The sequence below is a fragment of the Acidithiobacillus sp. genome, from assembly GCF_023229925.1.
Taxonomy (GTDB): Bacteria; Pseudomonadota; Gammaproteobacteria; order Acidithiobacillales; family Acidithiobacillaceae; genus Acidithiobacillus.
Genome location: NZ_JALNYM010000001.1, coordinates 85450 through 99154 on the forward strand (window position 1 = coordinate 85450; position 13705 = coordinate 99154).

At 56.3% G+C, this 13705-nt stretch carries 13 protein-coding genes; all 13 read left to right on the forward strand.

Features of this window, described 5'->3' with window-relative positions; genetic code table 11:
* The first annotated feature begins 7 nt into the window (after window positions 1-7).
* The 13 genes from phoU to bamA all read left to right on the forward strand — a co-directional run bounded on the left by phoU (window position 8) and on the right by bamA (window position 13705).
* The gene (gene phoU, locus M0P56_RS00510; RefSeq protein WP_291508101.1) at window positions 8-721 is read left to right on the forward strand and encodes a phosphate signaling complex protein PhoU; all 714 of its coding nucleotides are present in this window, start codon (window positions 8-10) and stop codon (window positions 719-721) included.
* 2 nt (window positions 722-723) lie between these two features.
* The gene (locus M0P56_RS00515) at window positions 724-2235 is read left to right on the forward strand and encodes a Ppx/GppA phosphatase family protein (protein ID WP_291508102.1); all 1512 of its coding nucleotides are present in this window, start codon (window positions 724-726) and stop codon (window positions 2233-2235) included.
* 44 nt (window positions 2236-2279) lie between these two features.
* The gene (locus M0P56_RS00520; protein WP_291508103.1) at window positions 2280-3416 is read left to right on the forward strand and encodes a glycosyltransferase family 1 protein; all 1137 of its coding nucleotides are present in this window, start codon (window positions 2280-2282) and stop codon (window positions 3414-3416) included.
* A 78-nt stretch (window positions 3417-3494) separates the two neighbouring features.
* Window positions 3495-4121, forward strand: a complete 627-nt coding sequence (locus M0P56_RS00525) for a DedA family protein (RefSeq protein WP_291508104.1) — start codon at window positions 3495-3497, stop codon at window positions 4119-4121.
* Between the two features lie 209 nt (window positions 4122-4330).
* On the forward strand, window positions 4331-5083 hold the full coding sequence (gene rpsB / locus M0P56_RS00530) for a 30S ribosomal protein S2 (RefSeq protein ID WP_291508105.1): 753 nt from the start codon (window positions 4331-4333) through the stop codon (window positions 5081-5083).
* A 27-nt stretch (window positions 5084-5110) separates the two neighbouring features.
* On the forward strand, window positions 5111-5989 hold the full coding sequence (gene tsf, locus M0P56_RS00535; RefSeq protein ID WP_291508106.1) for a translation elongation factor Ts: 879 nt from the start codon (window positions 5111-5113) through the stop codon (window positions 5987-5989).
* On the forward strand, window positions 5990-6715 hold the full coding sequence (gene pyrH, locus M0P56_RS00540) for a UMP kinase (RefSeq protein ID WP_291508107.1): 726 nt from the start codon (window positions 5990-5992) through the stop codon (window positions 6713-6715).
* Window positions 6712-7272: a ribosome recycling factor gene (gene frr / locus M0P56_RS00545; RefSeq protein WP_291508108.1), complete on the forward strand. Its 561-nt coding sequence runs from the start codon at window positions 6712-6714 to the stop codon at window positions 7270-7272. Before pyrH ends, frr begins: the two co-directional genes overlap by 4 nt.
* Before the next feature lie 4 nt (window positions 7273-7276).
* Window positions 7277-8038 (forward strand): isoprenyl transferase, encoded by a 762-nt coding sequence (locus M0P56_RS00550; RefSeq protein ID WP_291508109.1) that lies wholly within the window; start codon window positions 7277-7279, stop codon window positions 8036-8038.
* Window positions 8020-8832 carry a CDP-archaeol synthase gene (locus M0P56_RS00555; protein ID WP_291508110.1) on the forward strand — a complete coding sequence of 271 codons (813 nt, stop codon included), beginning with the start codon at window positions 8020-8022 and terminating at the stop codon, window positions 8830-8832. Before M0P56_RS00550 ends, M0P56_RS00555 begins: the two co-directional genes overlap by 19 nt.
* Window positions 8829-10004, forward strand: coding sequence for a 1-deoxy-D-xylulose-5-phosphate reductoisomerase (gene ispC, locus M0P56_RS00560; protein ID WP_291508111.1), 1176 nt, complete (start codon window positions 8829-8831; stop codon window positions 10002-10004). The genes M0P56_RS00555 and ispC overlap by 4 nt, the downstream gene beginning before the upstream one ends.
* Window positions 10005-10019: 15 nt before the next feature.
* Entirely contained in the window at window positions 10020-11378 is a 1359-nt protein-coding gene (gene rseP / locus M0P56_RS00565; protein WP_291508112.1) for an RIP metalloprotease RseP, read from the forward strand.
* Entirely contained in the window at window positions 11375-13705 is a 2331-nt protein-coding gene (gene bamA / locus M0P56_RS00570) for an outer membrane protein assembly factor BamA (protein ID WP_291508113.1), read from the forward strand. Before rseP ends, bamA begins: the two co-directional genes overlap by 4 nt.

The following is a 13705-nucleotide window of genomic DNA, read 5'->3' on the forward strand; positions in this document are numbered from 1 at the left end:
CGCAGCTATGGACAAAGAACCACATATTTCCCAGCGTTTTGATGAAAAACTCCATGAGGTCCACGCCTTGGTCCTTGCCATGGGGGGGGTGGTGGAGGAGCAAATCACCAATGCTGTCAAGGCATTGCAGGAGTCAGATGCCGAACTGGCCCGTGAGGTGATTGGCCGTGACCATGAGGTGAATGGTTACGAGGTGCGTATTGAAGAAGAGTGCATCAATATTCTGGCTACACGTCAGCCTGCCGCCAGTGATCTGCGTTTGGTGATGACGCTGATCAAGACTGTTGCGGATCTGGAGCGGATGGGCGACAAGGCCAGCAAAATTGCCGACATGGCCCTGGCCATGGGACATGGCGCGCGTAACGACAATCCGGCCTTTCTCAGAGACGTGAGCGTCATGGCGGACTATGCCCTGAACATGTTGCGGCGCGCCATGGATGCTCTGGCCCGTGCAGATGCCGAGGAAGCCATTGCCGTCGCCAAAGGCGATGAGGTGCTCAATCAGGAATACCGTTCTGCCCTGCGCCGTCTGATTACCTACATGATGGAAGATCCGCGTACCATCACCCCGGCCATTGATGCGCTTTTTATCGCCAAGGCCATTGAGCGTATTGGCGATCATGCCCGGAATATCTGTGAATACGTCATTTATCTTGCTAAAGGGAAAAGTGTCCGGCATGTTCCGTTAGATGAGGTAGAACAAAGTATCCAGAGGAAATAGCCATGGTGGAATCCACAGCCACAGCAGAACTCAAAAACTTTCTGGCGGCCGTGGATCTGGGTTCCAACTCCTTTCATATGGTGGTTGCAGAAGAAGTTGGCTCTGATATCCGTCTGCATGATCGTTTGCGTGAAGGCGTTCGTCTGGCTGAAGGTCTGCGCGATGATGGTAGCCTTGATCCTGCGGTAGAACAACGCGCACTGGACTGTCTGGCGCGCTTCGGTCAGCGTCTCCGCGGTATCCGCCCGGAGCGGGTGCGGGTGATCGGCACGAATACCTTGCGCGATGCGAGTGCTGGAGAAGACTTTGTGCGCGCCATCGAAAAAACGCTCGGTTACCCGGTGGAAATCGTGGCCGGCCGGGAAGAAGCGCGTCTAGTTTACCTCGGCGTGGCGCACAGCTTGGCGGTAGACGCGCGTGAGCGGCGTTTGGTTGCGGATATCGGGGGAGGTAGTACGGAGTTGATTGCGGGCCAGGGTTTTACCCCTGATCTGCGGGAAAGCCTGCATTTTGGCTGTGTGGCCTCTACCCGGGCCTACTTTCCCGATGAACTGATTACGGCGGCCGCCTGTGAGCGTCTTGAAAAACGGGTGCGTATGGCGGTAGAACCCATGCTCGATGATTTTCTCCGCCATGGCTGGGATCAGGCGGTGGGTTCTTCGGGTACCATCAAGGCGATTGCCCGTGTCCTCGCGGAGAACGGTCAGGGTTCGCGCATCACCCACGCGGGCATGCACTGGCTGCGTGAGCAAATGACGCGTCTCGGTTCAGTACGTGCGCTGACCCAGCTGAAGGGCCTGAAGGCGGATCGTGCCGCCGTTTTTCCGGGTGGATTCATCATTCTCTTCGCGCTCTTCGAGTCCTTGCGTCTACAGGAAATGCGTTTTTCTGAGGGCGCTTTGCGCGAGGGGGCCATTTATGACCTGCTCGGGCGCATCCATCAGGAAGACACCCGGGAGATGAGTATCCGCAGCCTGCAGGAACGCTTTCACAGCCAAGTGCAGCGTAACCAGGGCATAGCGCAGTGGGCGGCGCACTTTTTCAAGACGGCATCCGTATCCTGGCCGCTCCACGGCGGGCATCAGCAATGGCTGCACTGGGCCGCTATGACCCATGATATCGGCCTCGACATCGCCCATTCGGGATTTCACAAACATGGTGAATATGTCTGGCGGAATGCCGATATTGCGGGATTCTCCCGTCGTGAGCAGGGCGTTGTTGCAGCGCTCGTGCGCGCCCAGCGAAAACGCCTGCCTAGCCACGCGCAGTTACGTGCTCTGGGTATCGCGGCTGAGGATGTAGTGGCGTTGCAGCAATTGGCGATTCTGCTCCGCTTGGCTATCCTGTTTCATCGTGGCGCGACCCCGCTGGCGGCACCTCCGAGTTTGACTGTGTCCGGTAAAAAATTGATCCTCGCATTACCACAGAAATGGCTGACAGAAATGCCACTGATGGCTGCCGATCTGGAGCAGGAGCAGGAGTGGATCACGCCAGATTTTTGCCTGCAATGGTAATCCTCTAAACCCTTTGTTTTATCGACACGAGGCGTGGGGCACGCATGTCAGACGGTTTTGCTCACCTGGCCCTCATCACGGAAACCTATCCACCAGAGGTGAACGGCGTAGCCCATACGCTGCAGCGCATGGTAGAACATCTCCATGAGCGAGGTTATCGGGTTACCATATTACGTCCGCGGCAGACGGGTGAAAGGGCAGGGGGCGACCTGTTTCGTGCCCTGTCTTTACCGTTCTATCCGCAGGTTCGGGTGGGGTACAGCTTGTCTGGCCACATCGGTCAGCGGTTGCAGGCTTTGCGTCCGGATCTGGTACATATTGCCACGGAAGGCCCGTTGGGCCTCGCCGGACTTCGGGCCGCCCGTCACCTTAAAATCCCCGTGGTGAGCAGTTTTCATACAAATTTTGACGGCTATGCCCGGCATTACCGTTTGCAGTTCCTGCAAGGGCTGGTCTTGCGCTATCTGCGGCGCTTCCACAATGCCACCCGCAAAACCCTGGTACCCAGTCAAGGAACTTTCGCCCACCTGCAGGCGCAGGGCTTCCTGAACCTCGCCATGTGGAGACGCGGGGTGGACACGGCGCTCTTCAATCCGTGCCGACGCAGCGCTGCGCTGCGTGCACAACTTGGGCTGGATAAGGACGATGCGCTCTTGATTTATGTTGGACGCCTGGCTCATGAAAAAAATCTACCCGTTCTCATGAACGCTTACGAACGCTTGTGGAAAACTTGGCGAGGGCCGGGCAAGTTGCATCTCGCCCTGATCGGCGACGGCCCCCTGTTGACTGGTCTCACCAGGCAGAACCTCGCCGGTTTTTCCCTGGAGGGCATACAAAAGGGTGAGGATCTGGCGCGATGGTATGCGAGTGCGGATCTGTTTTGTTTCCCCTCCTGTAGCGAGACTTTTGGTAACGTCGTGCTGGAGGCCATGGCCAGCGCCTTGCCGGTACTGGCCTATGACGCCTCTGGTGTCAATGAACATTTCCGTTCGCCAGATGAAGGCGTCCTGCTTCCCCTAGAGGGTGATTTTGCCAGTGCCATCAGTCAGCTGCTTATGGATCGTGCGCATTTACGGGAAATGGGCCAGCGTGCCCGGCAACGCGCAGAAGGTCAAACCTGGGCGCATATTATCGATGCGCTTCTCGAGGATTACCGGAATAGCCTGGATAGCATTTCTTGACCGCCCTCAGAACCAATTTGCGTCCGCCAGCACCTTTGCTATTGTTGCGCATGCTGGAGAAGCTCCTGGCAGAAAGGGGTGGAGGATGCGACCATTGATGTGATCAACGAGGTGCTGAGCTGGCTGCATCTTCAACCCATTACGTTGGCGGTGATTATCGTCTTCCTGCGTCAGTATGGTTACTGGATTCTCTTTATTGGCACCCTGCTGGAAGGGGAAGCTGTGGTGATTGTTGCCGGCGCCTTGGCGCATGCGGGCGTTCTGGATCTTCCCATGGTGATATTTGTTGCCTGGCTGGGTAGTACCCTCAACGACCAGGTGCTTTACCAACTCGGTTATCGTTATGGCGAACGCCTGTTGAATATTCTGCCGCGCTTTCTGCGCCGCCATGTAAATCAGGCCGAGGACTTGATTCGCCGTTTTGGTGACTGGGTGACGCTACTCTTCCGTTTTATCTACGGCACTCGCACCATTACTCCGATTTTGCTGGGAGTACATCGCTACCCAGCGCGGCGTTATCTGTGGATGAACCCGGCTGCCGCGGCGGTGTGGGCGGCGGCCATCGCCGGAATGGGTTACGTTCTCGGTGCTTCGCTACAGAGCCTGTTGCAAGGTGTTCAGCATGTGCAGATCCTGCTCCTGCTGCTGTTGATCGCGGGAGCGGGGGTGTATTGGTGGTGGCATGGGCATGGGCGCGGTGAATAGCGCGCTGTGGCCACATTATGATGGGCAAGACGGGCACTTCAGGCCATCTGAACCTTACGACGATTTGCCAGAAGGCGTGGTTTTATGCTAAAACGCGCTGGGCTTCGGCCTAATACTCACACGTGCCGATACAGATCAGCCGGGTGTCCGCAAGGATGGCTGCCTGGGGTGCGTGGCGGATCATAACCCTTGAAAACTGGAGAAACCTTATGAGCAGCAATGTAACCATGCGCGCCCTGCTGGAAGCTGGCGTCCATTTTGGTCATCAATCCCGTTACTGGCATCCGAAGATGGCGCCATATCTCTTTGGTGAGCGTAACCGCATTCACATCATTAACCTTGAACACACCCTGCCGATGCTGCGCACCGCGCTGAGCTTTATCGAGCAGATTTCCCGCAAGCATGGCCGTGTCCTTTTTGTCGGCACCAAGCGCCAGGCACGCGAGGCGGTCGAGCAGGAAGCCCGCCGCAGCAGCGCCTTCTTTGTCAATCAGCGCTGGTTGGGTGGTACCCTGACCAATTTCAAGACCATCCGTCAATCCATTCGTCGTCTCGATGAATTAGATCAGATGGCGGCCGACGGCACCATGGAAAAGCTGACGAAAAAAGAGGTGCTCACCCTGACCCGCGAGCGTGACAAGCTGGAGCGCAGTCTCGGTGGTATCAAAGACATGAACGGTCTGCCGGACGCTATCTTCGTGATCGACGTCGGCCATGAAAATATTGCCGTGCTGGAAGCCCGCAAGCTGGGTATCCCGGTGATCGGCGTGGTGGACAGCAACTGTGATCCGCTGCTCATCGACTATCCCATCCCCGGTAACGATGACGCCACCCGCGCCATTCGTCTGTATGCCGCTCTGGTGGCTGATGCCATTCTCGACGGCCGTCAGGGTGGCGAATCAGCGCTGCTCGACGAATTTGTCGAGGTCGACGAAGAAACGATCGAAATCGACGCCGACTAAAGTATTCATCAAAACCAAGGAGCATTCATGGCTATCAGTGCACAACAGGTCAAAGAACTGCGCGAGCGCACCGGCGCCGGCATGATGGAATGTAAAACGGTACTGACCGAAGCCGGTGGTGATATGGAGGCTGCTATCGACCTCCTGCGCGCGCGTGGTCTGGCCAAGGCTGACAAAAAGGCGAATCGGGTAGCCGCAGAAGGGGTAGTTGTCACCGCCCTCAGTGGTGACCAGAAGCGGGGCGTAGTGCTCGAAGTAAACTGTGAAACTGATTTTGTCGCCAAAAATGAAGATTTTCTGGCCTTGGCGAAAGACTGTGCGGAGCAGGCACTGGCGCAGGGGTTCAAAGAAGCAGATGCCTTACTGGCCGATGCGGAAGTGGAAGAACGCCGCAAGGGGCTGGTCAGCAAACTCGGCGAGAACATTAGTCTGCGCCGTCTGCAGCATTTGCAGGTCAAAGAAGGCGTGGTCGGCGCTTATATCCATGGCAGCCGCATTGGTGTGCTCGTCGCTCTGGACGGCCAGGCGGCGACCAGTGAACTCGGTCGTGATGTGGCCATGCATGTGGCGGCGGCACGTCCCGAGGTGATCCATCCCAGCCAGGTTTCTCCTGAGCGTCTGGCCCGTGAGAAAGAAATTCTCATTGTGCAGGCGGCAGACAGTGGTAAGCCCGCAGACATCATCGAGAAGATGATCTCCGGACGTCTGAACAAATTGCTCAACGAAATCGCGCTCACTGGGCAGCCCTTCGTCAAGGATCCTGATCGCAGTGTCGGTCAGCTGGTGCAGGGCTTCCCGGGTGTCGAGGTGCTGGAGTTTGTACGTTTCGAAGTAGGTGAGGGAATTGAAAAGGCCCCCACCGCGGATTTTGCCACCGAGGTTATGGCACAAGTCCGGGGGTCCTGAATGACTGCGCCCGTGTATTCCCGCGTCCTCCTCAAACTCAGCGGGGAGGCGCTCATGGGCGAGGGCCAGTATGGTGTCGACCGTGAGGTCGTGCAGCGTATGGCCCGGGAAATCAAGGACGTTTCTGATGCCGGAGTACAGGTCGCTATCGTGATTGGTGGCGGCAATATCTTCCGGGGTATGGCCAAGGCGGCCGAAGGCATGGATCGCGCTACCGCCGACTACATGGGTATGCTGGCGACGGTCATGAATGCGCTTGCAGTGCAGGATGCCCTGGAACATCTGGGTTTGCCGACTCGGGTGCTGTCGGCGCTGCATATTGAGCAAGTGGCGGAGCCCTATATCCGGCGGCGGGCTATCCGTCATCTGGAGAAGGGGCGGGTCGTGATCTTTGGTGCTGGTACCGGTAATCCCTTTTTCACTACCGACACGGCGGCCAGTCTGCGCGCTGTGGAGATCAATGCCGAGGTAGTGCTTAAGGGAACCAAGGTCGATGGTGTTTACACCGATGATCCAGTCACCCACCCTGAGGCCATGCGCTACCGGGAATTGTCCTATAGCCAGGTGCTAGAGCAGAATCTGCAGGTCATGGATGCAACGGCCATCACCCTTTGCCGTGATAACGACATGCCGATCATCGTTTTTTCCATCAATAAATCCGGCGCTTTGATGCGGGTGATGCTGGGTGAAGAGGAAGGCACTTCGGTGCACAGAGAGATTGCATGAGTATTCAAGAAATTAAAAAGGATTCCGAAACCCGGATGAAGAAGAGCATTGAGTCTCTGAAGGGGGAGCTCACCCGGCTGCGGACGGGCCGGGCCAGTGCCGGACTGCTTGACCATGTGCAATTGGACTATTATGGGGCGCCGACGCCCCTGGCGCAGGTTGCGTCTGTGTCGGTTGCCGATGCCCGATCGCTGCTTGTCACGCCGTGGGAAAAAAATCTGATTCCGAAGATTGATAAGGCGATTCGCGATGCTGGCCTGGGCCTGAATCCAGTGGCAGGTTCGGATAACGTGCGGGTTCCGTTGCCAGCGCTCTCCGAAGAACGCCGCAAGGAAATGGTCAAAGTGGTCCGGCAGGAGGGTGAGGGTGCGCGTGTAGCTATTCGTAACATCCGTCGCGACAGCATTTCTCAGGTTAAGGAACTGCACAAGCAGAAAGCTATCTCGGAAGATGAAGAACGGCGCGCCGAGGAAGAATTTCAGAAGCTGACGGACCGCTTTATTGATGAAGTGGACGCGGTGGTGGAGGCGAAGGAAGCTGACCTCATGGAGGTCTGAACGCATGTCTTCTGCTGACGAAAACCTGCCTGCCATGCCGCGCCACATTGCCGTCATTATGGATGGCAATGGCCGCTGGGCTTACCGTCAGCACTTGCCGCGGGTGGCTGGTCATCGGCGCGGTGCGGAAGTGGTACGGGAAATGGTGCAATCCTGCGTGGATATCGGTATTCCCTACCTGACGCTTTTTGCGTTCAGCACCGAAAATTGGCGGCGCCCGGTCCTCGAAGTGCGCTTGTTGATGAATCTCTTCCGCCTATTGTTACGGCGAGAAGCTCGTAAACTCCATGAGAATGGCGTTCGCCTGTGTATCATCGGCGATCGCAGTGCATTGGATTGCGATATACGCCAGCTCGTCGAAGAGGCGGAGGCGCTCACTTGTAACAATAAGCGGCTCCAACTCAATCTTGCAGTGAATTACGGTGGACGTTGGGATATTGTGCAGGCAGCACGCGCCGCCATGGCGGCAGTGCAGGCGGGGGAACTCGCCCCTGAAGACTTCTCGGAGGCACACATTGCCCAGCATCTCTGCCTGGCAGACATCCCCGAGCCCGACCTGTTGATTCGTACCGGTGGCGAGGAGCGCATCAGTAATTTCCTGATTTGGCAGTTGGCTTACACCGAGTTTTATTTCAGTGATACGCTTTGGCCGGATTTTGACCGCATGGCTTTGGAGTACGCTCTGCAATCTTTCGCGCATCGGCAACGCCGCTTCGGACGGACGGGTGACCAGGTTCTGGAGGGCGATTGCTCCGCCAGCGATTGATTACTGCCTCCTTGTTATTCTTGCTGGTTCTTGTGCTGATTTTTTGGGCACCTTTCTGGGTTTTTCTCGCTTTCCTCATATTGTTGGCCTTCTTGGCAGGGCAGGAGTGGGGGCATCTTAGTCTGATAGCCTGGCCAAATGCGTTGGCGTTGGTATTGGCAGCGCTGCTTCCGATGCTCATCTCCTCGCAGTGTCTTTCCTGGTCCGCGCTGGCACAGGGCAGCGTGATCTGGTGGGGGCTGCTCGCGGCACTGCTGATGCTGACGCCGCCTTCTCTGTTACGCGAGGCTGCGGCCTGGCAGCGCCCGGTGACCGCTATGACGGCGTTTCCTGTGCTTTTACCGGCACTGCTATTCAGTCTGTCCTTGCAGCAGCGTACCCCACAGTTTTTGTTATGGGTGATTCTGGTCATCAGTGCGGATGACGTGGGTGCGATGACTTTTGGTAAAATCTGGGGGCGTCATCGATTAGTACCACGCATCAGCCCTGGCAAGACCTGGGAGGGTTTGCTGGGCGGCTTGCTTGCCAGCGCCATTATGGGCACACTGGGCGCTTGGATGTGGATAGGTGCGGCGGTCTCGAGCCTTCGTTCCGGCGCCGTTTTGGGCTTGGTTACGGGCACCTTTGCGGTCTTGGGAGATCTTTCCGAGAGCTTTCTGAAACGCCGCGCCGATTGCAAGGATAGTGGCCAGTTGTTGCCGGGGCATGGCGGCCTGCTGGATCGCTTGGACAGCATGAGTGCGGGCATCCCGGTGTTTGTAGCCGGGCTTTATTATCTGGGTTGGTGGAAATGACACGAGGCATCTGCATACTCGGGGCTACAGGCTCCATCGGCAAGAGTACCTTGGATGTGGTATCGCGCCACCCGGATCAATTTCGGATCGTTGCGCTCACCGGTAATCACCGTGTCGCAGAAATGCAGGCATTGTGCGTGCAGCATCATCCTGAGTTGGTGGTAATGGCCGCTCCAGAGGCCGCGCAGCAGTTGCGCGTTGCCCTGGCTGATGCGGGTCTGAAGAATATCCGTGTGGAAAGTGGTCGGGAGGCGCTGGCAGAAGCAGCGCGTATGCCCGGTGTTGATGAAGTGATGGCGGCCATTGTGGGTGCCGCCGGTTTGTTACCGACCCTGGCGGCGGTGGAGTCTGGAAAAAAAGTCTATCTGGCCAACAAAGAATGTCTGGTGATGGCGGGTAACTTGTTCATGGAGCGGGTACGGCATCATCAGGTGATACTGCTCCCCATCGATAGTGAGCACAATGCCGTATTCCAGTGCTTTGCCGAAGGCAAAGGCGTGCGCCGCATTCTGCTGACGGCCTCCGGAGGACCTTTCCGGACCTGGCCCGTGGAGCGTCTCGCGGCCGTAACGCCGGACCAGGCCTGCGCCCATCCCAACTGGGTCATGGGCCGGAAAATCTCCGTGGATTCCGCGACCATGATGAATAAAGGTCTGGAGGTCATCGAAGCGCATTGGCTCTTTAATCTCTCCGCATCCCATATTGATGTATTGATCCATCCGCAGAGCATCATCCATTCCATGGTGGAATATGTGGATGGCTCCGTGCTGGCACAATTGGGTAACCCCGATATGCGCACCCCCATTGCCCATGCCCTGGCCTATCCGGAGCGCATGGAAAGTGGGGTTTCTTCTCTGGATCTGGCGCGCGGGCCGGACTTGCAGTTTGAAGAGCCAGATTTGCAACGTTTCCCCTGTCTGGCGCTGGCCTTTAATGCCCTGCGGGCGGGCGGTGCCGCAGCGACTGTGCTGAACGCGGCCAACGAGGTGGCGGTGCAGGCCTTCCTGGATGGCGCCCTGCCATTCTCGCGTATTGCGGCCGTTGTTGAAGACACACTCAACGAATTGCAGCCTGCCGCCCCGGATCATCTGGATGCGGTGTTGGTTGTCGATCGGCTCGCACGGGAAGCCGCAGTCCGCCATCTTAGCCACCATAGATCGGGTATGCAGTGACCTTCCTGAGAGCAAATGCAAATTCTTGAGACCATAGGGGCCTTTATTCTGGCTATCGGCATCCTCGTGCTGATCCACGAATCCGGTCACTTCGCGGTCGCCAGATTGATGGGCGTCAAGGTGCTTAAGTTTAGTGTAGGCTTTGGGCCGACCCTGATCAGCCGCCGTTGGGGGCGAGATCAGACGGAATATGTGATCGCCGCACTACCCCTGGGTGGCTACGTCAAAATGCTCGGCGAACAGGGCGGTGAGCCAGTCCCGGCCGAAGACAGTAAACGGGCCTTTGATAACCTTGCGCCCGGTAAACGCTTTTTGATTGCCTTGGCGGGACCGCTGGCCAATCTCCTGTTTGCCATCGTGGCTTATGCGGGCGTGGCATGGATCGGTATCCCGGGATTGGCGCCCATCGTCGGTTTGGTACAGGATCATTCCCTTGCGGCTCAGGCGCAATTGCGTCCGGGGGAACGTATCACGATGCTCGACGGGCGACCTGTCCATACCTGGGAGGATATGCGTATGGGGCTCCTCTCAGCAGCGGTTGCGCGTACCCCAGTGATCCTACAGACGATGCGCGGTGACGGTGCTCAGGTGACCCATGTGCTGTCTCTGCAGGTGCTTGCCGCGGACGCTGTGGGGCCAGACTTTATCAGTAAGGTTATTGGGATGGAGCCCTACCTGCCCGCCGTCATCGGTGCTGTAGAGCCGCATAGCCCGGCACAACTGGCCGGGTTGCGGGCAGGAGACCGCATTGTCGCCATGGATGGTCATCGGATTTCCAGTTGGGAAAGTCTGGCCCGGCATGTCGAGTCGCACCCCGATAAAGTCATCCAACTACGTTATCTGACGGCGCAAGGGCTTGCAAAAGCCGTAAGTCTCACCCCGCAGATGTTTCTCGACAAGGCCGGAAAACCGGTAGGTCGTATCGGTATCATCATGGCACCGTTGCCCAAAAATTTGATCGTACGGCGCGAGCGCGGCCCTCTGGAGGGCCTAATCTATGGGGTGCGAACGACTGGGCAGATGTCGCTCATGACCGTCGAGATGATCGTGCGAATGGTGCAGGGTTTTGTATCCCCGGATAATATCAGCGGTCCGATTGCCATCGCGGAATTTGCCGGGCAGTCTGCACAAGCCGGTCTGGCGCCATTTTTGTCTTTTCTCGCGCTGATCAGTATCAGTCTGGGGGTGCTTAATCTTCTGCCCATTCCGATTCTGGATGGGGGCCACCTCGTATTTTATGCCGTGGAAATGGTACGTGGTAAACCACTCCCTGCGGCGGTGGTGCAAAAAGCGCAGCAGATCGGTATAGTGCTGCTTTTGATGCTCATGTCCTTCGCCTTCTACAATGATATTATGAGATTGCTGACACCGTGAAAAAATTCAGCCTCAGTTCGCCCCCTCCCATCCTTTTCGCTGCCGGTGTGGCTTGTGTTGCCGCCGCTTGGGCGGCACCAGCCTGGGCATTTACGCCCTTTACGGTCAAGAATATAGAAATTCGTGGCCTGGAGCACATCGCGCCCGGTACAGTCTACAACTACCTGCCCATCCATATTGGCGAGCAGGTGGATGACCAGAAGGCGCAGCAGGCCATTAAAGATCTCTATTCTACGGGATTCTTCAAGGATGTGACCATTGCCCGCTCTGACGACAATCTGCTGGTCATCGTGCAGGAGCGGCCCATCATCTCCGGCATCAAGATGATGGGCATCAAGGCTTTTTCCAAAAGTGAGGTGAATGGCACACTCAAGGGTGTCGGCCTGGTGGACAGGCACATCTTTAATCGTTCGGTTCTTGATCAGGTGGTGCATGGCCTGCAGGAACAGTACGAAGGCATGGGCTATTACAATGCCAAGATCCAGGCGCGAGTGGAAAAATTACCGCGTAACCGGGTAGTCATCCATATTGACGCGCAGGAAGGCGAGCAAGCGACCATCAAGCAGGTAACCATTGTTGGTAATCATGCCTTCAGTGAAAGCCGTCTGCGCAGCCTTTTCAGTATTGGTGCGCCGGATGCATTTTCCTTTTTTACCAAGAATGATCGTTACTCGCGTGAAAAGCTTATGCAGGGCCTGGAGAAACTCCATAACTATTATTTGGACCGGGGTTATCTGAATTTTGATGTCGAATCCACCCAGGTACAGGTGTCTCCTGACCGACGTTTTGTGTATATCACGGTCAATGTGAGCGAGGGGGATCTCTATCATATTCAATCGGTGGGGCTGAGTGGCGATCTGGTCGTGCCGAAGCCGGAACTGGAAAAACTGGTGGAGATCAAGCCCGGAGGAGTGTTTTCCCGAGCCAAGATCAACGACACCAATAATGCTATTGCAGATAAGTTGGGAGACTTGGGCTACGCTTTTGCCAATACCACGCCGGTGCCTAAAGTAGATGAAAAAACTCACGAAGTGGCTCTGACCTTTGCAGTGGACCCAGGTCGCAAGGTCTATATTCGCCGTATTGAGATCACCGGTAATGACAAAAGCCGGGACTATGTGGTACGGCGTCAATTCCGACAGATGGAAGGCGCGCTTTATGATGGTGCGCTGATCCGACGCTCTAAGATGCGTCTGCAGCAAACAGGCTTTTATGACAAAATTGATACTAAAACCGTACCGGTTCCTGGGCATCCTGATCAACTGGATCTGGATGTCCACGTGAGCGAAAGACCTACGGGCAGCTTTAGTATCGGTGTCGGCTACTCCAATGCCCAGGGTATCTTGTTCAACGGTTCGATCAGTCAGAACAACTTTATGGGTACGGGCAACGCGTTGTCTTTCTCGGCGAATGTGGGCAGCCTGGGGACGGCGTATAATCTTTCCTTCACAGACCCGTATTTTACGCCTGACGGCATCAGCCTCGGCTTCAGTCTGTATCGGAACGACACCAATCTTTCCACTCTATCCGTAGCCCCTTATCAGGAAATAGATTACGGTGGAACTGCCACACTGGGTATCCCGGTGATGCAGTATGTCTATGATTATATGTCGTTGGGTTTTAGTAACACGACGATTAATCTGTTTGCTAGTCCGCCGGCAATTTACTCCCAATATGTCCAGACATTTGGTAACACGGCCACAGCGTTGACGATTGGAAATGACCTGACTTATGATAGCCGAAATTCCCCGATATTTCCCACCAAAGGTTTCTACGGAAGTCTGGCGCTGAAGGCGGCGGTGCCCCCCGCGAAACTGCGCTGGTATAAGGCAGAGATTAAAGCGGACTACTACCATCCCATTACTTCTTGGCTGACGGGTGGTTTGAGCGGGCGCTATGGCTTTATCAACGGTTACGGCGGTCTAGGCGTGCCATTCTTTAATAACTACTATCTGGGTGGTCCGACCACCTTGCCGGGTTATCAGACCTATTCGTTAGGGCCACAAGTGGGTGGCTATCCCGTCGGCGGTACTCGTGAGTTGCTGTTTAATGCCAGCTTGTATTTCCCGCTTCCGGGCCTCGCAGACAATAATAATTTCCGGATGTCTCTGTTTACGGCCAGCGGGTGGGTTTATGGTGTCAATGCTGATGGCTCATCGTCAAATAATTACTTCCCGAGTTTGGGACAAATGCGGACGACGGCGGGTATCGGTTTCCTGTGGATCAGCCCGATGGGACCGCTGCGCCTGTCTGTCGCCGTACCGCTCAACAAGCAGCCGAATGATTTGACCCAGCCCTTGCAGTTCACTGTGGGTAATAACTTTTGA

Excerpts from the sequence above, each read along its gene's own strand:
- M0P56_RS00520 (WP_291508103.1), top strand. The coding sequence starts at position 2,280 with ATGTCAGACGGTTTTGCTCACCTGGCCCTCATCACGGAAACCTATCCA.
- rseP (WP_291508112.1), top strand. The coding sequence starts at position 10,020 with ATGCAAATTCTTGAGACCATAGGGGCCTTTATTCTGGCTATCGGCATC.
- M0P56_RS00515 (WP_291508102.1), top strand. The coding sequence starts at position 724 with ATGGTGGAATCCACAGCCACAGCAGAACTCAAAAACTTTCTGGCGGCC.
- frr (WP_291508108.1), top strand. The coding sequence starts at position 6,712 with ATGAGTATTCAAGAAATTAAAAAGGATTCCGAAACCCGGATGAAGAAG.
- pyrH (WP_291508107.1), top strand. The coding sequence starts at position 5,990 with ATGACTGCGCCCGTGTATTCCCGCGTCCTCCTCAAACTCAGCGGGGAG.
- ispC (WP_291508111.1), top strand. The coding sequence starts at position 8,829 with ATGACACGAGGCATCTGCATACTCGGGGCTACAGGCTCCATCGGCAAG.
- M0P56_RS00550 (WP_291508109.1), top strand. The coding sequence starts at position 7,277 with ATGTCTTCTGCTGACGAAAACCTGCCTGCCATGCCGCGCCACATTGCC.
- rpsB (WP_291508105.1), top strand. The coding sequence starts at position 4,331 with ATGAGCAGCAATGTAACCATGCGCGCCCTGCTGGAAGCTGGCGTCCAT.
- tsf (WP_291508106.1), top strand. The coding sequence starts at position 5,111 with ATGGCTATCAGTGCACAACAGGTCAAAGAACTGCGCGAGCGCACCGGC.
- phoU (WP_291508101.1), top strand. The coding sequence starts at position 8 with ATGGACAAAGAACCACATATTTCCCAGCGTTTTGATGAAAAACTCCAT.